The sequence below is a fragment of the Halorutilus salinus genome (assembly GCF_026242195.1).
GTDB lineage: Archaea > Halobacteriota > Halobacteria > Halobacteriales > Halorutilaceae > Halorutilus > Halorutilus salinus.
The window spans coordinates 21523-43661 of sequence record NZ_RKLV01000012.1 but is presented as its reverse complement, the minus strand read 5'-3'; the positions used below and the strand labels follow the sequence as shown (position 1 = coordinate 43661).

The window sequence follows — 22139 nt, the reverse complement described above, 5'->3', positions numbered from 1 at the left end:
AGTCTGGATTCCGCTAGCTATCATCCCCCCATCTTGTTAGAAGTTTTCACTACGGCAGTTCACTCGTGGGTCGCCGTTCGTCTTAAATGGGGAAGTATAGTTTTCAGGACAGAGTTGCAAGTGGGAGAAAATCTGCTATTTTTCTAACAGAGTCCTGAGTCCTCAGCTATATCTCCCTACCCTGAGAAGTATAATATAGTATAGTAAATAGTTAGTAAAAAAGCCACGTACATAAGACAGGTTTCTTTACTTGTCACATGAATTTTTTCTTGGATATAGATGCAAGATTTCCAGGTTGGGGGTGAAAGACGGAGTAGGTCTGTAGCGTTCGACGCGACGAACAGAGACGGATTAATCGTAACCGCGGGAGTGCTAGCTAATAGGACGCAGGAAGGATCACTTCTTGATGAAATGTATCGAAAGCTGAGCGATGAGGGTTACGAACCTTTCGCAACTAAAAGCAGAGACCTAGATATTCCTAAGTACAAGATCTATAATATCTTGCAGGATCATAACGGAAGAGCAGGGATCTGCGCAGACAGAAACCCACCAAATCTGATGCAAGCAGAGGCAGCCCACTCAGCTATCGTACTCGATGAACTTGAGGTAGCAACGAAGGATAGTGTAGTTATCGTTGATGGTGATAGAGATAAAGGGAAGAATTTACACAGGGGCGTCAGAGGGATTGATATCGTCGCCCCTCCGATTGTGAACTGTATAAGATCCGAGATGTATTACCCACATTCGCTCCTAGCGGATTTAGTAGCCGGTGCCGTGGCAGATGATATCAACGAGAATGGATATGAGGCGGTACTTTCTAATCTCCTTGGAAGCGTCGTGCACTCGTATGTAGACACGACCCAAACACCAGAGAGGTTTGCGGAAGCGAATTACGCTATCGATAAAAAAGCTGAGAAAGTACCTGATATAACGTATGATCATGGTAGAGGAGAAACCCGCCAAGAGAGAGTGAGCTGCTGGTATCAGGGAGTGTTTGCGAGCACGAAATCAGAGCAGCCTATGAGTGACAGCATAAACCCTGCTGTACAGATTCTTAGAGGCATGGGTTGTAATGAAGTAGCTGATTGGCTTGCTGAATAGTTGGAAAACCTAGAGGGTACCTTTTCCCGCCTCCACCCCCGTTTCCACGCGGGACCTGTCCGGCTGAGTGCCGTTCGGACCGCGTCTTACCACGGTGGGTGGCAGGAGTGGTGCGACGGGCTTCAAACGCCGGTACCCTGGCGCTCTAACTGAGTATAAATCTCTAAAAATATAAGAGTGACGGAGATCCGCCGAATAGGGAAAAACCTCCCCAAACCTACGTCTGCTTCCCGCCACCCAACTATGATTACTTGAGGATATATTCGATTCCAATACGTCTACTTAGTATCAATCCTCTAGCGATCTAGCTGAATATCTCGAATTTACCTGCTTTCGGCACATCTGTGTCCGCATTCCGTCTGACATAGATTTATATTACTCGAGTGTTCTGCATAACGTGAGTTCTGCATGAAACCCGTATTATACGCGTTATGGAGGTGTCCCAGAATCCGATGAGAGTGAACGTTGGGATGCAAAAAGGAGGAGTAGGAAAAACAACCACGAGCATCAATCTAGCAGGCGCGCTCAGCGACAGAGGACACGATGTCCTCGCTATCGATGCTGACCCACAGGGCGGACTAACTCTCAAACTCGGCTATCGCGACCGATACAGAGAAGCAGAGTACGCTACCTACGATGTGCTGTCCGAGATGGGACAACTCTCGCTTGACGACCTTGACGAGCTCGTTGTTGAAGGAAAAGAGTTTGACCTAGTCCCGTCACATCTCCGGAACTTCCGGCTTGAGAAACACCTTTACTCGGAGGCTCGTGGCGTAGAGGCTCTCAAACTTGCGTTAGACCGGCATGAAGGAGGCTACGACTACATCGTTATCGATTCCCCTCCGAACCTAGGACCGTTGGCTGACGGAGCTCTACTTGCCGCTGAAAACGTCTTATTCCCAAGCCACGCGAACACAATAGCTCAGGACTCTCTACAGATACTTTTCGACGAGATAGATACCCTTGAGGATAAGTTTGACGACGTCGAGATCTCTACCGTCGGTGCTGTCCTCAACGAAGTAGGAAAGGACGGTGTGAGTTCGGAGATGAAAGATTGGTTCGTCGAGACCTTCGGCGAGGATTATGTCTTCGAGATTCCTGATTGGACAGCTGTGGAACACTCGATCGAGTCAAGGTCTTCGGTCTTTGCGTATAACCCGGATGATGCGGGTTACCCGTGGGATACGGATAAGGTGGAAGAACTGAGAGACAGGTACACGGAGATAGCGAAACACACGGAGAGCCTATCATGACAGACCCAAAAAGCGAGCTCGGGGCACGGTTTGACGAACGGCGCGCCGATACTGAAGAACAAGACGAAGAAGAGACGGAAGCCGATGAGCCGGATGATACGGATAACCCGGATAATACGGGTAACACGAATGATGTAGGTGTATCAGATAATTCGGGTGATACAGGTTATTCGGATGATTCGGATTATTCAGGTGATACGGGTGATGCGGATAATACAGATAAGACAGGTAACATGAGTAGTACGGACACGGAGAGTAAGCCTGGTCCAAACCGCGATGAGAATGCCACTAGACACCGTCGCCAGGTTCCGATGTACTTACCTGATGAGAAGGCTGACGCTTTGAACGGTCTGTATGAGCGTCTGGACGGTCGTTCGAAGGTTGCAGGGAACGGTGGAATAGAGAAACATGCCGACTTTATGGAAGAGGTAGTCAATCTTGCAGTTGATAACGAGGCGGAGTTAGCGGATAGGCTTGGGCTTGATTGACATCCTCACCCGCCTTACGTATAAACCGTATCTCGATATATTGCTTAGAGATTTCCAAGATTAGACTTTACCAATTTTATGCACAAATTGGACTAAAAATAAACTCCACAGTTTGACATGCTTCACTACTCAGATTCTGGAGTGAGATAGGATACTCCTAGATACTCCTATGAGTACCGAGGCTGCATCTTTACCTATAGATTCACGAGGCGAACTGAACGTGTGTGTGCTATTTCCTCCGACGAATAAGCTACAGAGAGCGGAACAGTCGTGAGTTCCGAGGTTCCGGATCTCTATTCATAGGCTAGCGAGAGGGTTTCGAACTCCGGGACTTTACCGCTATTATCGGACAGATCCTGTAACTTCGGAAACCAAGCTATTAAAAATAGAGACTAATTTTCTGCCACAGGTGTTTTAACCACGGTTACAGGAACGCTCGTCGTTCGTAGGACGCGTTCAGTAACGCTTCCCAACATCTGCCTGTACTCATCCGGACGCTCCTTCGTGCCCATGATGACAATTTCTGGACCTGTCTCAGCTATATACTCCAAAATCTCTTGCTCCGGCGTACCGTCACGCATCTCCGTCACGAACTCAACCCCCGCTTCGCGTGCCTCGTCCGCAACTTCCTCAAGGGCTTCCTCGCCGACCTCCCTAAGCGCGGACTCAAGTCCCTCGTGCTCGTGCACGTATTCGTCTCCGGAGTACGCGCTGTAGATGGGCTCGTCCACCACGTACAGCACTCGTAGCTCGGCGTCGTGTTTCGCTGCGGTCTCAACGGCACTCTCCGCCGCGTTTTCGCTGGCTACTCCCCCATTCGTCGGGAACAGTACGGTGTCGTACATGGTTAGACTATTCGTCCCCTCCAAGTATAACCATCGGATGGGCTCTCAAATGTACTCCTCTGGCGAACTCTTGAACTTCTCTCTCGACTCCTCGGTCTCGAAGTAGTATATCGACTCGTCGTACACCGTGCAGTAATCAGCGTTCTTTACCGTTATATCGGCTTCCGTCACGGGGTCTTGTACAACCCGGTCACCGGGTGCGCCACGTCTACCCGTCACTAGCAAGACGAGGAACACCAAGCCAATCAACAGGAAGACTAAGTTGAGTATCGTCGTCGGGGTCAGTCCGAACAGCGTGAACGGCTCGCCTTCTGAGGTTACTGCCGCGTCGGGAACCAGTCCGAGGAAAGCAAACAGGTAGTACACGATAACGCCGGTTGTAGCCATCGAGACGAACAGGATCAGCGTCAGACGCGTTCCTATCTTCTCGCCGAATATCTTGCGGTATATCAGTATCAGCTGCGGAACGATGAGGTCAGCGTATATGAAGGCGACGACGCCGGCGAACGCGAACCCTGAGTTCCAGAGGACAGCTGCGAGAGGGACGTTTCCTATCGAAGCCACGAACGTCGCTACGGAGATCAGCGGTCCGAGGATACTGTTGTAGAGTACTTGCGTGGTGCCTGTTCCTCCGCCTTCGAACAGCAACGTCCATATACTGTCGGGAACGGCTACAGCCACTATTCCTGCCAAGAGGAACCCAATACTCAGCTCCTTCCAGAGCATCAGGAGGTCCTTCTTCGTTTGGTTCGCCGCTTCGACCCATCCGTTCCAAGACCTTATCTTCTCCCTCCAAGGCGTCCTATGTACGTCCGGGTTCTGCTCGAAGAGGTCCTTACAGCCTTCGGAGCAGAAGTAGACCGTCTCGTTTTTGTACTCGACGGGGATACCGTTCTCCCGGTTTATACGCATCTTGCAGACAGGGTCGGTAACGACGGGCTGTTCCTGCTTGATGAGGCGTTCCCTGACCTCCTGTGCCTCGTCATAGGGTATCGTGAGATGCACGAGGACGATGGCAATCAGCATGAATATAGGTGCGCCGACCGCCTGTGCGACGGCGAACTCCCAGCCGAGAAGCGCCCATATGACGAAGGTGAGACCTATCACGAAGTTAGTCGACGCTATCAGAAACGTGACCGTCGGGATGATATGCGCCCCTTTCTTGAACAGCGTCTTTGTCGCGGCTATGTCGCCGAATGAACACGATGTCGAAGCGACGCCGAACCCCATAGCGTAGAGAACCGACCGCGGGCTTGGATCGCCCATGTACTTCACCATTCCCTCCTTGGAGACGAACGCCTGTATCGCACCCGAGAGCATGAATCCAAGGAGGAGCGCCCACATCGCCTGCCAGAAGAACTCTGCGGCGAGCTGTACGCCTTCGATCAGCGTTCGGAAGGCGACGGAAAGCTGGGAGGCGGGCATAGTTCTTTAGTCTTCCTCCCGTTTCAGGTTTTCACGTCTCTTCTCAAACTCCTCCTCAGATATGTCTCCGCGTGCGTACGCGACACGTAGCTCCTCGATAGCCTTGTCCGTGGAATCGCTACGGCTATACAGGAGATACCCTCCACCCGCGAGCAGGAGAACCGTGACGAGCCACGCTATCGCCATACCTCCGCTCCAGCCGCTTCCCCACATCATTCCATCGTGCCATGCTCCCCCTCCGCCCATCATCCCGAACGGCATGAACAGAACCATCATAACCACCGGTACGGCGACAAGAACACCTACCACGACGAGTACCGCCCGCGTCAGATCGTCGCTCATGTTTCCACCTCGTAGCCCGCCTCCTCAACAGCTTCGGCGATAGCGTCTTCGTCAGCGTCTCCTTCTACGGTAGCCGTGTCGGTATCTCTGTCCGCCCGGACAGACCGTACCCCGTCTATACCGCTGATAGCATCCTCTACGTTCTCCTCGCATCCCTCACATGACATACCTCGGATCTTAATCTCCATACTTGTCTTTTGGAGGTGCTCGTTTATCACGGTTGCGGCTAAAATACTTAGGTAGAAGTGAGTCCAGAAATGAATTATTAAGCCGATATGTCAGCTCTACGTAAGAGCTGAGCGTTGACGGCGACGATAACCGTGCTCGCTGACATCAGTAGCGCTCCAACGGCTGGCGAAAGAAGGAACCCGACGGGGGCAAGAACGCCGGCGGCGAGCGGAAGTGCGAAGACGTTGTAGCCCGCCGCCCAGACGAGGTTCTCCTGCATCTTCCGGTAGCTCGCCTTACTGAGCTTCACCAGCCGAACGACGTCCATCGGGTTGTTCTGCACGAGGATAACGTCGGCCGACTGGACCGCGACGTCGGTGCCACTCCCGATCGCAATGCCGACGTCGGCTCGCGTCAGCGCCGGCGCGTCGTTGACGCCGTCGCCGACCATCCCCACGAGTTTGCCCTGGTCCTGGAGTTCCTGGACTTTCTCGTCTTTGTCTTGGGGTAGGACCTCCGCGAACACCGTGTCGATGCCCAGTTCGTCGGCGACAGCGTTGGCGACGTCCTGGGAGTCCCCAGTCAGCATCGCCACCTCGATGCCCAGATCGTGGAGGGCGTCGACGACGCGGAAACTCTCCTCGCGGATCACGTCGGCCATCGCGAAGGCGGCGATCAGCTCTCCGTCACGAACGAGATACACCACAGTCTGGGCGTTCTGACCGGCCTCGTCAGCGAAGCGCTGGAGGTGGTCGGGAATTTCGCTATCGAGTTGGGCCAACAGGTTCGGGCCACCGACGTACACCTCGTTTCCGTCGACATTCGCCCGGACCCCTCGTCCTTTGATCGCCTCGAAGGCTGTCGCGTCAGGAGTAGTTACATCTCGCTCGTCGGCGGCCTCACGGATCGCTCGGGCGATCATGTGTTCGGAGTCACTCTCGACGGCTGCCGCCAGCCCGAGCGCGTCGTCCTCGTCAACGCCGTCGACGGTCGCCATATCCACGACGCCGTGTTCACCCTCGGTAAGCGTCCCTGTCTTGTCGAAGATGATGGCATCCAAGTTCCGCGCGTCCTCCATCGCAATTCGGTCGCGGACGAGCATCCCGTTGCGCGCTGCAAGTGAGGTGTTGATCGCGACGACCAGCGGGATGGCGAGCCCGAGGGCGTGTGGGCAGGCGATGACGAGCACCGTCACGACTCGCTCGATGACCGTCGCGTCGAACGAGACTGCGACCGTCCACGCAATCGCGGTCACGACTGCCGCCCCGAGCGCGACGTAGAACAGCCAGCCGGCCGCCCGGTCGGCCAACACTTGCGTCTTGGACTTGCTCTGTTGAGCTTCCTCGACGAGGCGCATGATGCCCGCGAGTGTTGTCTCCTCGCCCGTCGCACCGACGCGAACACGGAGACTCCCGTCGCCGTTGATGGTGCCGCCGATGACCTCGTCGCCGGGCTCCTTCGAGACGGGTTTCGACTCGCCGGTGATCATCGACTCGTTGACGTCGGAGTCACCCTCCTCGACGGTGCCGTCAGCAGGGACACTCGCGCCCGGCCGGACGAGCACGAGATCGCCTTCCGAGAGCTCACTGACGGGAACTTCTTTGGTCTCCCCGTCGTCGGTGATGCGCTCGGCGGTGTCTGGCATCAGTTTCGCCAGTTCGTCGAGCGCGCTGGAGGCCCGCCGGACCGACCGCATCTCGATCCAGTGGCCCAGCAGCATAATGTCGATCAGCGTGACGAGTTCCCAGAAGAATGCCGACTGTGTGGGGAAAATCACGCTCGCGAGGCTGTAGACAAACGCGACGGTGATCGCCATCGAGATGAGCGTCATCATCCCCGGCGCACGGTCTTTCAGCTCCGGAAGTGCCATCTTGAGGAATGGAATCCCACCGTACGCGAAGACGATCACCGCGAAGATGGGATTGATCCACTCGCTCCCCGGGAATGCCGGGACGGAGAAGCCGAGCCACTCCTGCAGCATTTCGCTGTACAGGAGAACGGGAATCGACAGGAGCGTCGAAATAAAGAAACGCCGGCGGAACATCTGTTCGTGGCCTTCGTGCATCCCGCTATGGCCCTCGCCGTGTCCTTCGTGGGAACCGTGGCCGTGCCCGTCGCCCTCGTGTCCGGCGTGTTCGTGCTGCTCGTGGGACGCCATCTCACCTGCCGCAGCAGGGTGAGCTTCCTCCTCTAGTAGCTCCTGTTCTACCCTTTCCTCGTCAGATTCCGCGACCGCTTCATCGTGGTCGCCGTGTTCGTGCTGGTGACTGGTGGTGTCCGGCTGGTCCTCTCCTCCCGGGGAATTCTCAGTTGTATCTTTGTGGTCGTCCATGAGTCATGTTCTCTATTGAGGTGGTTCCGCCGGCTTCTTGAATCTTCGGCTCTGAAACCGTACAGCAAGACCAGCGTAGACAAGCTCCGAAGACAACAGTTAGTCGTCGTCTCGAAGCGACTTATGCTATCCGCAGCGCACGATACTCAGGCGTGAGCGGTGTATCCCGCGTCTTCGACGGGCGCCACGAGGGCCGTGACCTCTGCCTCACCGTCGACACTTGCCTGTTCACTCTCCCTGTCGACGGTCACGGAAGTCACGCCAGTGACCTCTTCAAGGGCCTCTTCGACCGTCTGCTCACAGTGACCGCACGACATTCCTTCCACGGTGATGGTCGTCGTCATACAGAGGTACATACGGCTCCCTCTCTTTAGCGGATTTCCCCTTCGATTATACTGGTCTCTTGGGGGTCAAACTTTAGATTCCAAGTGATACGTGCAGCCGAAACGAACCAAATCTCAGATTCAGCAACTGACGATGCGGGAAGACTCAGGTACCGTTGTGGCGCTCCAGATACGTCTTCGCCGCTAAAAAGACGTATAGTGCGCCGATAGCCCGAATACCCGAGCGGAATCGCTCGTTCCATTCGATCGACTCCGGACGCTCGTACAGGAACGCGGTGGCAAATCTTCGATACAGATCGGGAAACAGGAAGACGATAGCGCCGAACACACCGGTAAGATTCATCAGCCACGCGTATGCTCGCCCATTGAGGAGGGAAATCGCAGCTATCAGAACGCCCTCAGACCGGATAGCTGGGCGGACCCACCCTCTCACTGTTCCCCCGCTTCGATTCGCAATCGCGAGTTTCTCGAAGAGACTGACGATTTTGTCCGGGAACAGCGCTGAGAGAGCGCCAAGGACACCCACGAGTGTTCGAATCATACGATACGGTACGACTGAGACGGATATAATTCCCGCTGTGATCCTACACTCCCGAAAACGATGGGAGTCCGAACAGTACCGGCTTCGAACCGAAGACGATACACAGAGACCGTTTTTCGAATGAACGTCCCGAATCCTCAAGGGTTCGGGGCATACAGGGCGTAGAGAATCGACAGCATCCCGGCTGCGGTGACGAGTGCTGCGACGAATCCTGCTTCGAAAATCGACACTTGGAGGAGTTCGAAGAGAACGCCTTCAACGAGGCCACCAAGACCGACCAGCGCGAAGCCAGCGGCGACGTACAGGAGTAACTGCGTGTGATGCCGTTGGTATCCGCGATAGGCCTGGTAGGCGATCACCAGCGCCAGTGCGGTCGTGAACAGCTTGCCGATGACGAATAACGTGTGTTCCATGAGTCAGTCTCCCCGCATTTCCTCGAAGATGGACGTAATCCGGTCGGCGGGGTCCGGCCGAACATCGATCTGCACGTCGAACCCCTCCGCCTGCAGGAGCACTTCGACACGCTCGAGTCGCGCCTCGTACTCGCTGTAGTGCCGGCCACCGGGGTCGACGTGCGTGTACTCCTCGAGGAGGCCCTGCTCGACGAGGCGGGTGACCCGGCGCGAGACGGTCGGGCGTGACATATCGCATTCCTCGCTGAGCTCCTTCGCGGAGAGTCGGTCGGTCTTCGTCGCCACGAGGATGTCGCGGGCGTACTCGTCGTCGAGCGTGGCGAAGATGTCCGACGGGTCGGCCTCCTCAGTCACACGTCCGTACTCGCTACAGGAGGGTAATATAGCCCGCCGGTTTTCTGACTCAGAACGCCGGCTCGCTATTATATCGTCTCTACCCGCCTACTGATAGTTGAAGGTGCAATAATTATGTCCACACTCGACTCCGGCATGAACCAGCTTGAGAGCAGAGTCGGCGGTCTGACCGTTGGCGGGAAAGTCCACAGCCTCAGCGCGTGGTTCGTGCTGGCGCTCCGTCTCATGATGGGGTACGCGTTCGCGTACTCCGGCTTCACGAAGATCACCGGCGAATTCGCTGCGGGCGGCTACCTGTCGAACGTTGCCGCGACGAACGGCAACCCGCTCGCAGGGATGTTCGCGTGGATGGGTTCGACGCCGTGGTTCGTCGAGTTCGCGAACGTCGCCGTCCCGTGGGGCGAGCTGTTCATCGGCCTCGGCCTGCTCGTCGGCGCGTTCGTCCGCCTCGCGGCGTTCTTCGGCGCGCTCATGATGCTCATGTTCTACTTCGGCAACTGGGACATGGGCCACGGGTTCATCAATGGGGACTTCGCGTACATGCTCGTGTTCCTCGCGGTCGCCGCGTTCGCCGCGGGCCGCATCCTGGGCCTCGACCAGTACATCGAGAACTACGACGTCGGCGGCGAGACGCTCGTCGAGCGCTACCCCGCCCTCGAATACATCCTCGGCTAACCACGCCGAGACCGTTGGGAGTACAACAATGCAAAATCCAATTCAAGCACGCGGGATTCGTTCTCTGGGACTCATCGTCGTTGGAGCGCTAGCACTGGCTGTCGTCGCCGGAATGGCGCTAACGCACGCGACCATCCCAGATGCAATGATGTGGGGCTGGCACGACGGTATGTGGAACGACGGCCACATGGCCGGATGGGGTAGCTGGGGCTGGAGGATGATGCTGTTCGCGCTCCTGTGGATGGCACTTCTGATCGCCCTCCCAGTCTACGCCGTTTACTGGCTGACAACGCGGTCCCCTACGGACGGCCATACTGATGACAGCGCACTCGCTGTTCTCCAGGAACGGTACGCTCGTGGCGAAATCGACGACGAGGAGTTTGATCACCGTCGCGCCCGCCTGGCGTCCGACGACGATCGTTTCTGACCGCGTTGGTGTTACTGTCTGAGGAGGTGTCTGAGGACGTAGTGGAGGATGCCGCCGTGTTCGATATAGGTCACGGCGGCCGGCGTGCCGACCTGTGCTGTGACCGGGAACTCGACAGTCGACCCGTCCGCACGCTCGGCGATAACGGTCAGTTCGTCCATCACGTCGAGGCCGTCATCGAGGCCGTGGATCGTGAAGATCTCCGACCCATCCAGACCGAGAGATTCCCACGAGTCGCCATCATCGAACTGCAGGGGGAGCACACCCATGCCGACGAGGTTGTCGCGGTAGATGCGCTCGTAACTCTCGGCGATGGTTGCGCGGACACCGAGCAGGTCCGTTCCTTTCGCCGCCCAGTCCCGGCTAGACCCAGTTCCGAACTCCTCGCCAGCCATCACGACGAGCGGTATCCCCTCGTCCCGATAGCGGCGACTGGCTTCGAACACCGTGGTTTGTTCGTCGGTCGGGTGGTGGATCGTATAGCCGCCCTCGACATCGTCGAGCATCTCGTTCTCGATGCGGACGTTGGCGAACGTCCCCCGCATCATCACCTCGTGGTTCCCCCGGCGCGAGCCGTAGGTGTTGAACTCGTGCGGCTCAACGCCGTGATCGAGCAGCCACTGGCCGGCAGGGAGGTCAGATCCGAAGGGACCAGCAGGGCTGATGTGGTCGGTCGTAACGGTATCGCCGAGTGTCAGCAGGCAGCGTGCATCCTCAATATCGGCAACGCCGGGTTTTTCAGGGGGAAGTCCTGGAAGAACGGCGGCTCTCGGATGTATGTCGAGTCGTCGTCCCACTCGTAGACGTCACCAGTGGGCGCATCGAGAGCAGCCCACCGCTCGTCACCCTCGAACACAGAGGCATACTTCTCCTCGAACATCTCAGGAGAGACGTTCTCGTGGATTGCTGCCTGCACGTCCGCTGCGTCGGGCCAGATGTCCGCCAGATACACCGATTCCCCCTCCTCGTCGGTGCCTAGCGGCTCGTTCTCGAGGTCGACGTCCATCCGCCCTGCGAGGCCGTAGGCGACGACGAGCGGCGGGCTCGCGAGGTAGTTCGCGCGGATCTTCGGGTGAATACGCGCCTCGAAGTTCCGATTCCCGGAGAGGACGCTCGTCGTCCAGAGGTCGTGGTCGTCGATCGCTTGCTCGATGGGATCGGGAAGTGGTCCGGCGTTCCCGATACAAGTGGTACAGCCGTAGCCGACGACCGCGTACCCGAGCGCTTCGAGATACGGAAGCAGGCCCGATTCCTCGAGGTACTGCGTGACGACGCGACTGCCGGGTGCGAGACTCGTCTTGACGTACGGCGGGACATCTAAACCTTTCTCGACGGCGTTCTGGGCAAGCAGACCAGCAGCGATCATCACCGACGGGTTCGAAGTGTTCGTACAGCTCGTGATGGCGCTGACGAGGACGTCTCCGTGTCCAATTTCCACTGTCTCACCGTCGAGGTCGACCTCGACGCGTTTGGTTAACGGGTGCAGTTCCGATTCGGGTTCGACCTGAACACCGCCGTCGGTCTCCGCACCAGCTGCACCACCTTCGCCGAGCCACCGCTGTAGGGCGTCTTCGTCGACATCATCGAGGTCGTCTTCGAACTCCCCGTGGAGAAGTCCCCGGAAGCTCTGTTTCACGTCCCCCATCGGAATCCGGTCCTGTGGCCGCTTGTGTCCGGCGAGACTCGGCTCAACAGTCGAAAGATCGAACTCGACGACCTCGGTGTATTCCGGTTCCTGTTCTCCGAATAGCCCTTGCGCTTCGAGGTACTCGCGAACAAGGTCGATGTGGGCGGGGTCACGCCCGGTGAGTTCGAGATACTCGAGCGTCTGCTCGTCGACCGGGAACATACTGATCGTCGAGCCCTGTTCGGGCGCCATATTGGCGATCGTGGCCCGGTCGGGGACTGTGAGATTCTCCACACCAGGACCGAAGAACTCGACGAACCGGTCGACGACGCCGACCTCGCGGAGCCGTTCGGTGATGTGGAGCACGAGATCCGTCGCCGTCGCACCCTCGGGTAATTCGCCTTCGAGACGGACGCCGACGACCTCGGGGAGTTTCATCGTGACCGGCTGACCGAGCATCGCCGCTTCCGCTTCGATGCCGCCGACGCCCCACCCGACCACACCGATGCCACCGATCATCGGGGTGTGGCTGTCCGTGCCGACGAGCGTGTCCGGCAGGAGCCAGTTCTCGCCGTTTTGCTCGCGGGCGTGGACGACCCGACCCAGATGCTCGAGATTCACCTGGTGGACGATACCGGTTCCCGGCGGGACGACGTTGAAGTTCTCGAAGGCGTTCTGCGCCCACTTGATCGCGCGATACCGTTCGGCGTTTCGCTCGTACTCCAGTTCGACGTTCTTTTCGTAGGCGTCCTCGGAGTCGAAGTAGTCGACCTGGACGCTGTGGTCGATCACGAGATCAATAGGAATCTCCGGTTCGACCAGGGTAGGATCCCGGTCTTTGCGGTCGACTTCGGATCGAAGGGCCGCCAGGTCGACGACCGCGGGCACGCCGGTGAGATCCTGTAGGACGACTCGTGATGGAGAGAACGGAACCTCTGCGTCCGGTACGTCTGGCTCCCAGCCAGCAGCATTCCTGACATCCGCCGCAGTAACGGTTTCGCCGTTGGCGTTTCGGAGCACCGACTCGAGGAGGATACGGATGCTCACCGGGAGCGTGTCGAGGTCACAGAGGCCCTGTTCTTCGAGTGCTCGAAGATCGGCTATCTTGTACGTCGTCCCGTCGACGTCGAGTTCGCGGACAGCATCGAATGGGAGCGGATCAGTCACAGTAGTTGAATATGTGATAGGCAACGATATCAATCTCCCCCCGAATCCGATTCGATGGGAATCAGGATTCAGTTTTCTGTGAGGATGTCCCTGGACTCACCGAATAAAAGACCAGAGGAGGACAGTGAATCCACATACCAACGCGACGGATTCAGCGATATGAACCTGTGTGAGTGTTAATGCTGAAAATTGATAGAGAAACCCCTCTATGAGGACGCCGAGTGTAATGAATCCGAAGCCGATCGTTGCATCACGTAAGTATCGAGTCTGTTCCTGACGATAGGCGCGAAAACTGATTGTTGTCGTCGCAACGCCCAATAAGAGGAGAAAGACACGGACTCCAATTAGCGTAACTTCCCACCCACTAGTCATGAGTCACCCCCTCCATCTGTCGGTTGAGACATTCGTCCGTATAACGAGTAGAGGATGATAAGCATGCCCACCGCGACAATAGCAGTCTGAATCGTCCCGGCCACGAAGATGGACAGCCCGACGACGTCGAAGAGGATGCCTTCGATTACGGACCCGACACTGATGAAAAGGAACCCGATAGCGACGTACAGCATCGGTTCGCTACCGTGGACTCTGTACCCACGAAACGCTTGGTACGTTATTAGCAGTCCCAGTCCGACTGTGACGAGCTTTGCGATGACGAGTTCGATGTGCATGATTAGGTGTCCCGGATGTCGCTCCAGATCCGCGAGAACCGCTGTGCGGCGTCCTCACGAACGTGCATCTTCACGGCGATGGTTCCATCTTCGACGTCGACGTTGAGGTGGTCGACGTTCGCTTCATAGACGCTATGATGGCTCCCGTCGGCCTCCATCTGTGTCCGTTCGACGAGCAGGTCGTGGGCAACCATATCCTCGACTCGGCGATAAATCGTCGAAAGAGCAACGTCGCACTCTTCACTCAATTCCTTCGCCGAGAGTGGTTCACGGCTCGTCGCGGCCAGAATCTGACGAACCCGCTCCTCTCCGAGGAGCTCCAACAGTTCGTCAGCGCTGTCGTCCGTGGACACAGCTATTCCTCGCAATACCAGATGCTTTCCCGCCGAGACGTAAGTAACAGCCAGATTTGCGTGGCGTGCAAAACAGGTCTTCCACCTTTTTCCACAGCTCTCATACGTCCATCTGTGAGGTGACCCACGCTATGACAACTAATTCAGGACTAACGCGTCGGCGGATGCTCCAATTGACCGGCGGTGCAGCTGTCGTTGGGCTCGCGGGATGTACCGGGACGCAAACAGACGATAGTGGCGGCGGGGCAGACAGTACCTCCACAAGTACTGAAGAGGGAAGCCACACCGAGGACGGCGGTGAATCGGGGCACAACGATGAAGGTGGCCACGATGAAGCTGTCGGTGCACCGAGCGATTCGGTTGATGTCTCCATGATCACCGAGGACGGGGGGTATCACTTCGAACCGCACGTCGTCCGCGTTAATGTCGGCGGGACGGTCACGTGGACCAATGAGAGCGGCAGCCACTCGACGACGGCCTACCATCCAGACAACGACCAACCCCAGCTCGTTCCTGATGGGGCTGCATCATGGGATAGTGGCCTTCGCTCGGAGGAAGGCGCGACGTTCGAGCACACCTTCGAGACCGAAGGTGTCTACCACTACTACTGTACGCCCCACGAGTCGCTCGGCATGCTCGGGAGCGTTATTGTCGGTGATCCGGACCCGCACGAACAGGTCGCGCTCGAAGACCCGCCCGCTGATAAACCGGAGACCGTCCGCGAGAAACTCACCGAGCTGAATGAGATAGTTCGGACGGCGCTCGGCGACGACCACTAATTACCACTTCGACTACGTTCTTTATTAGATGAGGAGATTGAACACGACGTGAGCCAGCCCAAGGACGAGATAGCCCCCCAGAAGTAAACCGAGAGTTCTCCGGGATAGAGACGGTAACCCAACGGTATCGGTTCCGTGGATTCGCTCGCCGAGTGTGTAAACGAAGCGTCCTGCCAGCAGCGCGAACGGAAGATGAACGAATAGTAGGGGGAGGAGTATGGAATCGAACTGGGCGGTCCTTTCGAGACGGGACAGATACTCGAGTTTGAGGACCAGTTCTAACCCACCAACGGTGAGTCCAGATGCGACAGTTGCAAGGAGTCCCTCAGTTTTTGAGAGCAATCGATCTCGGGCGTAGCTCCAGACGTAAAAGACGAGTATCAAAGGGAGCAATCTGACGAACGCTTCCTCGATGAAGCCAGCGAGCCACATCCAGAGTCGAGAAGTTGTCGCTGATAGTAGTACGAGTTCAACCCGATAGGCGATTAAAACACCGAGGGCTGTCACTAGAGCACTGAAAGTCGCGAGCCCGAAGAGCGACCGGTACCGAGCGGACACGCTCGACCAATAGCGGTCCAACAAGATAGTCATGGGGACTTTCTCGCAGTGACAGTTGTTTTGCCTCGGCACCCTGACGACACCACTCTTATACCCATACGCGTGTTACCTGTTACCACAGGATCTGTCATCTGCCACAATAAGCTATTCCAGCATGGGCTCCTCAGAACAAGGCGACACATGCGATTCCGCATCTGGGCCTAGTGGCGACATCGTTGATCGTATTGAGCGGGAGGTCCTCTCCCGACGGGCGTTTCTTGCTGGAGTTGGTCTTGGATCGATAAGCGGTGTCGGGGCAACAGTCACCCTTACTCGAATGGATACAGGCTTCCAGTCGCTGGCGACACTGGCAGGTGGGGCGACGACCCCGTTGGATACTCGGTACTATCTTCCAGCGGTGGACGCAGATGGCGCTGGCCTTGTCGTCGAGACCACCTTCAAATTCGCTGCTGGCGATGGTGAGTTGTTCGTCAATCTGAACGGGATTGAACTTCGACACGACCTCCAGCGCGCACTTGACGAAGCAAAGCAAACTGCGACTCGTCTCACCGGACGATCGTTGGCAGATATAGCCATACACGTATCGTTCGTGTCACCCGAGTCCGACACCCTTGCACTCCAGGGGAAAAGTTGGGAGGCTGGCCTCACAGTCGCACTTATCGCTGGTCTCCGTCAGCAGCCGTTGTCGTCTGAGACACTCATTACTGGAATCGTTGACGACAATGGACACCTGCTTCCAGTTGGCGGAATCGAAGCAAAAGCCCGGAGTGCTCGGGCGTTCGGAGCGACCGAATTAGTCGTTCCGAGCGGTGCCGATTCAGGCGGAACTATCGAGGGGGTTCGTCTGACACCGGTTGAATCGGTCTCAGACGTACTCGATCGACTGTTCTAACGGTATATTCCGCTGTGACAGAGTGTCGCTGCCCTTCAGTTGTGGCGTGGTCGGATTACGCAGACGCGTCGTATCCAGCGTCCTTGACGGAGCTGACGAGTGTATCTGAATCAGCGGACCCCTCGATCGTCGCAGACTCGGCGTTTCGATCAGCAGTCGCCGCGGAAACGCCCTTGACATCTTCAAGTGCGTCTTCGACGGTCTGTTCGCAGTGTTCACAGGTCATCCCTTCGACGGTGATGGTCTGGCTCATAGCCATCTACAGATAGAGGATGTGCTTCTATGTGGTTTTCCACTTAGAAGCAAATGTATTCTCCACCCCTAATCCCAACCTTCCAAAGTTTATAGTGCGTAACAATAATGTATCCAGCGTAATGAGGCAGTAGTATGCGCAATCTGGACGAAACCGATCTGGAGATACTCTCGTTACTGGCCGAAAACGCCCGCCGTCCATTCAGTGCGATCGGGGAAGAAGTTGATTTATCAGGCCCAGCTGTTTCCGACCGGGTCAAACGATTACAGGAAGCAGATATTATCAACAATTTCACAATCGACGTAAACCGGGCGCACCTTCGGGCCGGGGTTCCTGTGTTCATTCAAGCCGAAATCGAACCGGGATCACTCGAGGAGGCCCGCACGCGAGTTCGCGGATCGGATGGCATCGAACACGTCTTTGCGACAGCCGAAGGCGATCTCTGGTTCTATGCCCGTGTTGAGGCACAGAACGTCCGCCAGTGGGTAGACAGCCTTTTTGATGGTCTTGAGATATCGGGATATTCAGTCACCTTGATCGACGAAACTGAATGGACACCTTCAATTGACGGCGTCGAATTTGCCCTCAACTGTACCGAATGCAACAATACCGTCGACAATGAAGGTGAGACGACGCGCATCGATGGGGAGATCTATCACTTCTGTTGTCCGTCTTGTCTCGCACGATTTGAAGACCGCTATCAGCGGCTCGAAGAGGGAGTATAGTACGCTCTTTGGATTCCAAATTTCATTGGGGTCGATAACCACCATCTCGCAACAGTAAACCGCCTAAACATAGACCCCGTATAGTAGAACGAGCATGACAAGCCGAACAACTCATCTCGACATCACGGGGATGTCCTGCGCCAACTGCTCGGCGACAATCCAGGACACTCTCGAATCCCTTGACGGAGTATCGGAGGCGGATGCGAACTTCGCCACCGACGAGGGGTCCGTCACCTACGACCCCGACGAGGTATCGCTCCAAGAAATCTATGACGCGATCGATGAGTCCGGCTACGGCGCAGTCTCGGAGACGGTGACGGTTGCCATCTCCGATATGACCTGTGCTAACTGCGCCGAGACCAACGAAACCGCTCTCGAGAGCACACCAGGTGTCATTAACGCGGAGGTCAATTACGCCACCGATGAAGCGCAGGTCACGTACAACCCTGCGGAGGCGTCACTCGATGCGATGTACGATGCCATCGAGGACGCTGGCTACTCGCCCGTCCGCGAAGATAGGGACGACAAAGAGTCGGGCCAAGACGCACGTGATGCTGCCCGGCAGGCCGAGACCCGGAAGCAACTCAGACTGACCCTGTTTGGGGCAGTGTTGTCGGCGCCGCTGCTGTTCTTCCTCATCGACAGTTACCTCCTCGGCGGCACCATCGTCCCCGAGACCGTCTTCGGCGTGGAACTCGGCTGGGTCGAGTTCCTCCTCGCAACACCGGTGCAGGCGCTTCTCGGATGGCCGTTCTACAAGAACTCCTATAAGGCGGTGGTGAAGAACGGCCGCGCCAACATGGACGTACTGATCGCCCTCGGCTCGACCACGGCGTATCTATACTCTGTGGCAGTCCTTGCCGAGCTCATCGCGGGTGGGCTCTACTTCGACACGGCAGCCCTCATCCTTGTGTTCATCACCTTGGGTAACTACCTCGAAGCTCGGTCGAAGAGTCAAGCTGGCGAGGCCCTCCGGAAGCTCCTCGAAATGGAAGCCGAAACGGCGACTATTGTCCGCGAGGACGGCAGTGAAGAAGAAGTTCCGCTTGAAGATGTCACAACGGGTGACCGGTTGAAAGTCCGTCCAGGTGAGAAAATCCCAACAGATGGTGTCGTTGTCGATGGTCAGTCCGCCGTTGACGAGTCGATGGTCACTGGAGAGTCTGTCCCTGTCGAGAAAGAGGAAGGCGATGAGGTTGTCGGCTCGACGATTAACGAGAACGGGGTCCTTGTCATGGAAGCGACGAAGGTCGGCGAGGATACGGCGCTCCAGCAGATCGTGCAGACTGTCAAGGAAGCACAGTCGAGCCAGCCTGATATCCAGAACCTCGCGGATCGTATCTCAGCGTACTTCGTGCCCGTGGTCATCGCGAACGCCCTCCTGTGGAGTATCGCCTGGTTCCTCTTCCCCGAAGCGCTCGCTGGCTTCGTCGACTGGCTCCCGCTGTGGGGGCAGGTCGCTGGCGGGCCCGCGCCGGTCGGCGGGACTGTTTCGGTCTTCGAATTCGCGATCATTGTCTTCGCGTCCTCAGTGCTCATCGCCTGTCCCTGTGCGCTCGGGCTTGCAACCCCGGCTGCCACGATGGTTGGGACGACGATTGGTGCGCAGAACGGCGTCCTGTTCAAAGGCGGTGATATCCTCGAACGCGCCAAGGACGTCGATACAGTCGTCTTCGACAAAACGGGTACGCTCACCGAGGGTGAGATGGAACTCACCGACGTGGTCGTCTTCGATAGCGATGGAAATGCGGTGACTGATGGAGGTGAGCCGGCACCAGATGGTGGACAGCTCAGCACTCGTGAGCGCCTCTCTGAGGATGATGTGCTTCGGCTGGCGGCGATAGCCGAAAGCGGCAGCGAACACCCGCTTGCCCAAGCAATCGTCGAAGGGGCTGAAGAACGCGGACTAGACGTGACTGAGCCCGACGACTTCGAGAACGTCCCCGGTCACGGCATCAAAGCAGTCGTTGGTGACAGCGAGGTACTAGTCGGTAACCGCAAGCTGCTGCGGGACAACGGCATCGACCCGTCTCCCGCCGAAGAGACGATGGAACGCCTCGAAAATGAGGGGAAAACGGCGATGCTCGTTGCCTATGAGGGCGAACTCGTGGGTGTGGTCGCCGACGCCGACACAGTGAAAGAAAGCTCCAAACAGGCTGTCACAGCCCTTCAGGAGCGCGGCGTCGACGTGATGATGATTACGGGCGACAACGAGCGAACTGCCCGTGCAGTCGCCAAACAGGTCGGCATCGATCCGGAGAACGTCCGTGCAGAGGTCCTCCCAGAGGACAAGTCCAACGCAGTCGACAGTATTCAAGACGAGGGCCGGCAGGCGATGATGGTCGGAGATGGCGTCAACGACGCGCCGGCACTCGCGGTCGCACACGTCGGGACAGCCATCGGCTCGGGCACGGACGTCGCCATCGAGGCTGCGGACGTCACGCTGATGCGCGACGACCCGCTCGATGTGGTGAAGGCGATCCGTATCTCGGACGCGACACTTAAGAAAATCAAGCAGAACCTCGTGTGGGCGCTGGGGTACAATACGTCGATGATTCCGTTAGCATCTCTCGGCCTCCTGCAGCCAGTGCTCGCTGCAGCAGCGATGGCGTTCTCCAGCGTGTCGGTACTGACGAACAGCCTGCTATTCCGTCGATACACGCCCGATCACGACTACAAGCTCCTCGGGTTCCTTCGCTAACCGCTACCTCTATATCAATGTCGAATATTTCCCGCAAAACCGTCCGGAGGTATCTCGTCGAAACGGCCAGTACAGAACCGACATACCTTCGGGCTCGTGAGATCGCCAGTGACATCGATGGCTCGCCCAAAGCTGTCGCACAGTATCTCAGCCAGCTCCAAGACGACCTCTCATCTGTTTCACTCGAACAATGGGGGCGCTCAAAGAGTACAACGTGGCGCTTGGAGGTGAACGAGTCGTGAGTACTGTCACGCGACGCGTAGAGACTGCCCTGCCGGAGACCGGCACACGTGAATGGTGGACACTGTATCTGCTCGCCCCGCTCGTCCTTGTCGGGGCGGGCCTCCTCGTATTCCCCACGCTGGTCTACGACCGGTTCATCTGGCAGTACCTCTGGGGGCCAGTCATCGCCGATGCGGCTAGTCAGCCAGTCACGCACGAGGGAATTCGTGCTGTCCGGGGATACAACGCTGTAAATACGGTGACCTATCTCGCGGCGGTCGTGTACAGCCTCCCTGGACTACGGGCATATCTCGACCAGCTCGACGTTACGTTCGACGCACGACTTGCCTACGGATTTGCCCCGATAATTATCGCCGGCGGGGCGATGCGCGCCCTCGAAGACATTGGCCTGCTCGGGGACTACGCAGTGTGGTTCATCACGCCGTCGATTTACTTCGTCGTCACAGCCGTTACCGTCCTCGCGCTCGGCGTCGGTGCACTCGTGCGTGACATGGATGTCGCTTCGATCCCGCTAACAGTCGGGCTTGTCGGGTCGGTGTGGGCTGTCGGTGCCGTCGGGTGGGCAGTTTGGCACGGTCTCTCGACGTCGACCCCGCTCCGCCTGTGGGTTCCTGTCGCGACGACGGGGATTGCTCTCGGCGTGACCGCACTCTACTACTGGGGTGCGAGTTTCGCTAATGTCGCACACCTTCGAAACCCGCTAATTCTGCTGGCCGTCTTTGGCCAGGTGTGGGACGGGGCGCAGAATCTCATCGGTGTGACGTTCCTCGGCTACTCTCCCAAGCTGGTCGTCACGAATCTCGTGTACCAGGCGACTGGATTCTCCGGATCGACGTTCGTCCTTAAGCTCGTCGTGACTGTCGGCATCGTATGGTATCTCGCTGATGCGAAAGACGAGATGAATCACACGTGGTGGTGGCTTATGACGTTCTTCATCGGGGCGATCGGGCTCCCGATGGGTGTACGCGGGTCACTTCGGATGATGCTCGGGGTCTAACAATGGACTCGATGAATACGAACACTACGACACGGCAGTACGGTGCGGCAATCGCCCTAGTTTCGGGACTCTATTCGCTACTCTCGGTGACTGGCAGTAGCGGGATGATGAGTTCGAATAGTGGCCTCTTGATGGCGATCCTCGGTGTGGTTGTCGTTGTTCATGGTGTTGTGTTGCTGACGCCCTACGCAGACCGACTAGGAACTGCGAGCGGTCCGCTAATGATCGCTTATTCGCTGCTAATGTTGCTTAATCAGGTTCTGGTAGGAATCACCGGAAGCTCAAACTGGGGGATGGGAATGAGCGGCGGTATGGAATCAGGGATAAACGGTGGTATGGAGGGAAGCATGGGTTCGACGATGACCGCAGGAATGGGATGGGATCTCGGGATGGTCGCCCTGGCATTCCTGATGCTCATCAGCGGGCTCATTATGACGAATCGAAGCACAGACGATTCCGGGATGTGAA

26 protein-coding genes and 1 pseudogene are annotated in these 22139 nt (G+C 57.2%); 12 read left to right on the top strand and 15 right to left on the bottom strand.

All coding sequences use genetic code 11. The annotated features are described in order from the left end of the window. Positions 1-279 precede the first annotated feature (279 nt). The 3 genes from EGH25_RS10765 (at position 280) to EGH25_RS10755 (ending at position 2842) form a co-directional block, all read left to right on the top strand. Entirely contained in the window at positions 280-1101 is an 822-nt protein-coding gene (locus EGH25_RS10765) for a hypothetical protein (RefSeq protein WP_266088452.1), read from the top strand. A gap of 452 nt (positions 1102-1553) precedes the next feature. Further along, positions 1554-2354, top strand: a complete 801-nt coding sequence (locus EGH25_RS10760; RefSeq protein ID WP_266088450.1) for a ParA family protein — start codon at positions 1554-1556, stop codon at positions 2352-2354. Further along, positions 2351-2842 (top strand): hypothetical protein, encoded by a 492-nt coding sequence (locus EGH25_RS10755; protein ID WP_266088448.1) that lies wholly within the window; start codon positions 2351-2353, stop codon positions 2840-2842. The genes EGH25_RS10760 and EGH25_RS10755 overlap by 4 nt, the downstream gene beginning before the upstream one ends. A gap of 392 nt (positions 2843-3234) precedes the next feature. On the opposite strand, the gene EGH25_RS10750 is transcribed toward EGH25_RS10755, so the two are convergent. From EGH25_RS10750 to EGH25_RS10710, 9 genes are all read right to left on the bottom strand, one after another. Beyond that, positions 3235-3687 carry a universal stress protein gene (locus EGH25_RS10750; protein WP_266088446.1) on the bottom strand — a complete coding sequence of 151 codons (453 nt, stop codon included), beginning with the start codon at positions 3685-3687 and terminating at the stop codon, positions 3235-3237. Between the two features lie 45 nt (positions 3688-3732). Beyond that, complete coding sequence (locus tag EGH25_RS10745) at positions 3733-5112, bottom strand: permease (protein WP_266088444.1); 1380 nt, start codon at positions 5110-5112, stop codon at positions 3733-3735. A 6-nt stretch (positions 5113-5118) separates the two neighbouring features. After that, complete coding sequence (locus EGH25_RS10740) at positions 5119-5454, bottom strand: SHOCT domain-containing protein (protein ID WP_266088442.1); 336 nt, start codon at positions 5452-5454, stop codon at positions 5119-5121. Then, positions 5451-5642, bottom strand: a complete 192-nt coding sequence (locus tag EGH25_RS10735; protein ID WP_266088440.1) for a cation transporter — start codon at positions 5640-5642, stop codon at positions 5451-5453. Before EGH25_RS10735 ends, EGH25_RS10740 begins: the two co-directional genes overlap by 4 nt. Before the next feature lie 77 nt (positions 5643-5719). After that, positions 5720-7954: a copper-translocating P-type ATPase gene (locus EGH25_RS10730; protein WP_266088438.1), complete on the bottom strand. Its 2235-nt coding sequence runs from the start codon at positions 7952-7954 to the stop codon at positions 5720-5722. A 146-nt stretch (positions 7955-8100) separates the two neighbouring features. Next, the gene (locus EGH25_RS10725; RefSeq protein ID WP_266088436.1) at positions 8101-8298 is read right to left on the bottom strand and encodes a heavy-metal-associated domain-containing protein; all 198 of its coding nucleotides are present in this window, start codon (positions 8296-8298) and stop codon (positions 8101-8103) included. Positions 8299-8443: 145 nt separating this feature from the next. Continuing rightward, complete coding sequence (locus EGH25_RS10720) at positions 8444-8839, bottom strand: hypothetical protein (RefSeq protein WP_266088434.1); 396 nt, start codon at positions 8837-8839, stop codon at positions 8444-8446. A 137-nt stretch (positions 8840-8976) separates the two neighbouring features. After that, entirely contained in the window at positions 8977-9252 is a 276-nt protein-coding gene (locus EGH25_RS10715; protein ID WP_266088432.1) for a DUF7521 family protein, read from the bottom strand. A 3-nt stretch (positions 9253-9255) separates the two neighbouring features. After that, positions 9256-9606: an ArsR/SmtB family transcription factor gene (locus tag EGH25_RS10710; RefSeq protein ID WP_066419127.1), complete on the bottom strand. Its 351-nt coding sequence runs from the start codon at positions 9604-9606 to the stop codon at positions 9256-9258. A 114-nt stretch (positions 9607-9720) separates the two neighbouring features. Between EGH25_RS10710 and EGH25_RS10705 the strand changes: the two genes are divergently transcribed. Then, positions 9721-10281: a DoxX family protein gene (locus tag EGH25_RS10705; protein ID WP_058365957.1), complete on the top strand. Its 561-nt coding sequence runs from the start codon at positions 9721-9723 to the stop codon at positions 10279-10281. A 112-nt stretch (positions 10282-10393) separates the two neighbouring features. Then, the gene (locus EGH25_RS10700; RefSeq protein WP_266088424.1) at positions 10394-10708 is read left to right on the top strand and encodes an SHOCT domain-containing protein; all 315 of its coding nucleotides are present in this window, start codon (positions 10394-10396) and stop codon (positions 10706-10708) included. 11 nt (positions 10709-10719) lie between these two features. Here EGH25_RS10700 and acnA read toward each other — a convergent pair. The 4 genes and pseudogenes from acnA to EGH25_RS10680 form a co-directional block, all read right to left on the bottom strand. Further along, positions 10720-13502: pseudogene (gene acnA, locus EGH25_RS10690) on the bottom strand (aconitate hydratase AcnA). Between the two features lie 96 nt (positions 13503-13598). Then, positions 13599-13874: a DUF7521 family protein gene (locus EGH25_RS12330; protein WP_123538929.1), complete on the bottom strand. Its 276-nt coding sequence runs from the start codon at positions 13872-13874 to the stop codon at positions 13599-13601. Continuing rightward, positions 13871-14170, bottom strand: coding sequence for a DUF7521 family protein (locus EGH25_RS10685; protein WP_123538928.1), 300 nt, complete (start codon positions 14168-14170; stop codon positions 13871-13873). Before EGH25_RS10685 ends, EGH25_RS12330 begins: the two co-directional genes overlap by 4 nt. A 2-nt stretch (positions 14171-14172) precedes the next feature. Beyond that, complete coding sequence (locus EGH25_RS10680) at positions 14173-14523, bottom strand: winged helix-turn-helix domain-containing protein (protein WP_123538927.1); 351 nt, start codon at positions 14521-14523, stop codon at positions 14173-14175. 164 nt (positions 14524-14687) lie between these two features. Between EGH25_RS10680 and EGH25_RS10675 the strand changes: the two genes are divergently transcribed. Then, entirely contained in the window at positions 14688-15302 is a 615-nt protein-coding gene (locus tag EGH25_RS10675) for a cupredoxin domain-containing protein (RefSeq protein WP_123538926.1), read from the top strand. Between the two features lie 24 nt (positions 15303-15326). Here the strand turns inward: EGH25_RS10675 and EGH25_RS10670 are convergent, their stop codons facing one another. Beyond that, positions 15327-15809 (bottom strand): hypothetical protein, encoded by a 483-nt coding sequence (locus EGH25_RS10670; protein ID WP_206425147.1) that lies wholly within the window; start codon positions 15807-15809, stop codon positions 15327-15329. Positions 15810-16176: 367 nt separating this feature from the next. Here EGH25_RS10670 and EGH25_RS10665 point away from each other — a divergent pair, with 367 nt between their 5' ends. Further along, positions 16177-16752 carry a S16 family serine protease gene (locus EGH25_RS10665; protein WP_266088412.1) on the top strand — a complete coding sequence of 192 codons (576 nt, stop codon included), beginning with the start codon at positions 16177-16179 and terminating at the stop codon, positions 16750-16752. A gap of 55 nt (positions 16753-16807) precedes the next feature. On the opposite strand, the gene EGH25_RS10660 is transcribed toward EGH25_RS10665, so the two are convergent. Beyond that, on the bottom strand, positions 16808-17005 hold the full coding sequence (locus EGH25_RS10660) for a heavy-metal-associated domain-containing protein (RefSeq protein WP_123538924.1): 198 nt from the start codon (positions 17003-17005) through the stop codon (positions 16808-16810). 134 nt (positions 17006-17139) lie between these two features. On the opposite strand from EGH25_RS10660, the gene EGH25_RS10655 reads away from it, so the two are divergent. The 5 genes from EGH25_RS10655 to EGH25_RS10640 all read left to right on the top strand — a co-directional run bounded on the left by EGH25_RS10655 (position 17140) and on the right by EGH25_RS10640 (position 22138). Then, on the top strand, positions 17140-17730 hold the full coding sequence (locus EGH25_RS10655) for an AsnC family transcriptional regulator (protein ID WP_266088408.1): 591 nt from the start codon (positions 17140-17142) through the stop codon (positions 17728-17730). Positions 17731-17824: 94 nt separating this feature from the next. Continuing rightward, positions 17825-20431, top strand: a complete 2607-nt coding sequence (locus EGH25_RS10650) for a heavy metal translocating P-type ATPase (RefSeq protein ID WP_266088406.1) — start codon at positions 17825-17827, stop codon at positions 20429-20431. 17 nt (positions 20432-20448) lie between these two features. After that, the gene (locus EGH25_RS12325; RefSeq protein ID WP_420841102.1) at positions 20449-20673 is read left to right on the top strand and encodes a DUF7123 family protein; all 225 of its coding nucleotides are present in this window, start codon (positions 20449-20451) and stop codon (positions 20671-20673) included. Then, positions 20622-21671: a DUF63 family protein gene (locus tag EGH25_RS10645; RefSeq protein WP_266088404.1), complete on the top strand. Its 1050-nt coding sequence runs from the start codon at positions 20622-20624 to the stop codon at positions 21669-21671. Before EGH25_RS12325 ends, EGH25_RS10645 begins: the two co-directional genes overlap by 52 nt. Before the next feature lie 2 nt (positions 21672-21673). Next, a complete protein-coding gene (locus EGH25_RS10640) occupies positions 21674-22138 on the top strand; it encodes a hypothetical protein (protein WP_266088402.1) in 465 nt (154 codons plus the stop codon). Position 22139: the final 1 nt, after the last annotated feature.

What these genes read in the sequence shown, in the direction of transcription:
- EGH25_RS10720 (WP_266088434.1), bottom strand. Translation starts at nt 8,839, where the DNA reads ATGATTCGAACACTCGTGGGTGTCCTTGGCGCTCTCTCAGCGCTGTTC.
- EGH25_RS10660 (WP_123538924.1), bottom strand. Translation starts at nt 17,005, where the DNA reads ATGAGCCAGACCATCACCGTCGAAGGGATGACCTGTGAACACTGCGAA.
- EGH25_RS10685 (WP_123538928.1), bottom strand. Translation starts at nt 14,170, where the DNA reads ATGCACATCGAACTCGTCATCGCAAAGCTCGTCACAGTCGGACTGGGA.
- EGH25_RS10650 (WP_266088406.1), top strand. Translation starts at nt 17,825, where the DNA reads ATGACAAGCCGAACAACTCATCTCGACATCACGGGGATGTCCTGCGCC.
- EGH25_RS12330 (WP_123538929.1), bottom strand. Translation starts at nt 13,874, where the DNA reads ATGACTAGTGGGTGGGAAGTTACGCTAATTGGAGTCCGTGTCTTTCTC.
- EGH25_RS10740 (WP_266088442.1), bottom strand. Translation starts at nt 5,454, where the DNA reads ATGAGCGACGATCTGACGCGGGCGGTACTCGTCGTGGTAGGTGTTCTT.
- EGH25_RS10655 (WP_266088408.1), top strand. Translation starts at nt 17,140, where the DNA reads ATGCGCAATCTGGACGAAACCGATCTGGAGATACTCTCGTTACTGGCC.
- EGH25_RS10735 (WP_266088440.1), bottom strand. Translation starts at nt 5,642, where the DNA reads ATGGAGATTAAGATCCGAGGTATGTCATGTGAGGGATGCGAGGAGAAC.
- EGH25_RS10750 (WP_266088446.1), bottom strand. Translation starts at nt 3,687, where the DNA reads ATGTACGACACCGTACTGTTCCCGACGAATGGGGGAGTAGCCAGCGAA.
- EGH25_RS12325 (WP_420841102.1), top strand. Translation starts at nt 20,449, where the DNA reads ATGTCGAATATTTCCCGCAAAACCGTCCGGAGGTATCTCGTCGAAACG.
- EGH25_RS10730 (WP_266088438.1), bottom strand. Translation starts at nt 7,954, where the DNA reads ATGGACGACCACAAAGATACAACTGAGAATTCCCCGGGAGGAGAGGAC.
- EGH25_RS10715 (WP_266088432.1), bottom strand. Translation starts at nt 9,252, where the DNA reads ATGGAACACACGTTATTCGTCATCGGCAAGCTGTTCACGACCGCACTG.
- EGH25_RS10760 (WP_266088450.1), top strand. Translation starts at nt 1,554, where the DNA reads ATGAGAGTGAACGTTGGGATGCAAAAAGGAGGAGTAGGAAAAACAACC.
- EGH25_RS10640 (WP_266088402.1), top strand. Translation starts at nt 21,674, where the DNA reads ATGGACTCGATGAATACGAACACTACGACACGGCAGTACGGTGCGGCA.
- EGH25_RS10725 (WP_266088436.1), bottom strand. Translation starts at nt 8,298, where the DNA reads ATGACGACGACCATCACCGTGGAAGGAATGTCGTGCGGTCACTGTGAG.
- EGH25_RS10755 (WP_266088448.1), top strand. Translation starts at nt 2,351, where the DNA reads ATGACAGACCCAAAAAGCGAGCTCGGGGCACGGTTTGACGAACGGCGC.
- EGH25_RS10745 (WP_266088444.1), bottom strand. Translation starts at nt 5,112, where the DNA reads ATGCCCGCCTCCCAGCTTTCCGTCGCCTTCCGAACGCTGATCGAAGGC.
- EGH25_RS10665 (WP_266088412.1), top strand. Translation starts at nt 16,177, where the DNA reads ATGGATACAGGCTTCCAGTCGCTGGCGACACTGGCAGGTGGGGCGACG.
- EGH25_RS10645 (WP_266088404.1), top strand. Translation starts at nt 20,622, where the DNA reads ATGGGGGCGCTCAAAGAGTACAACGTGGCGCTTGGAGGTGAACGAGTC.
- EGH25_RS10765 (WP_266088452.1), top strand. Translation starts at nt 280, where the DNA reads ATGCAAGATTTCCAGGTTGGGGGTGAAAGACGGAGTAGGTCTGTAGCG.
- EGH25_RS10705 (WP_058365957.1), top strand. Translation starts at nt 9,721, where the DNA reads ATGTCCACACTCGACTCCGGCATGAACCAGCTTGAGAGCAGAGTCGGC.
- EGH25_RS10700 (WP_266088424.1), top strand. Translation starts at nt 10,394, where the DNA reads ATGGCGCTAACGCACGCGACCATCCCAGATGCAATGATGTGGGGCTGG.
- EGH25_RS10675 (WP_123538926.1), top strand. Translation starts at nt 14,688, where the DNA reads ATGCTCCAATTGACCGGCGGTGCAGCTGTCGTTGGGCTCGCGGGATGT.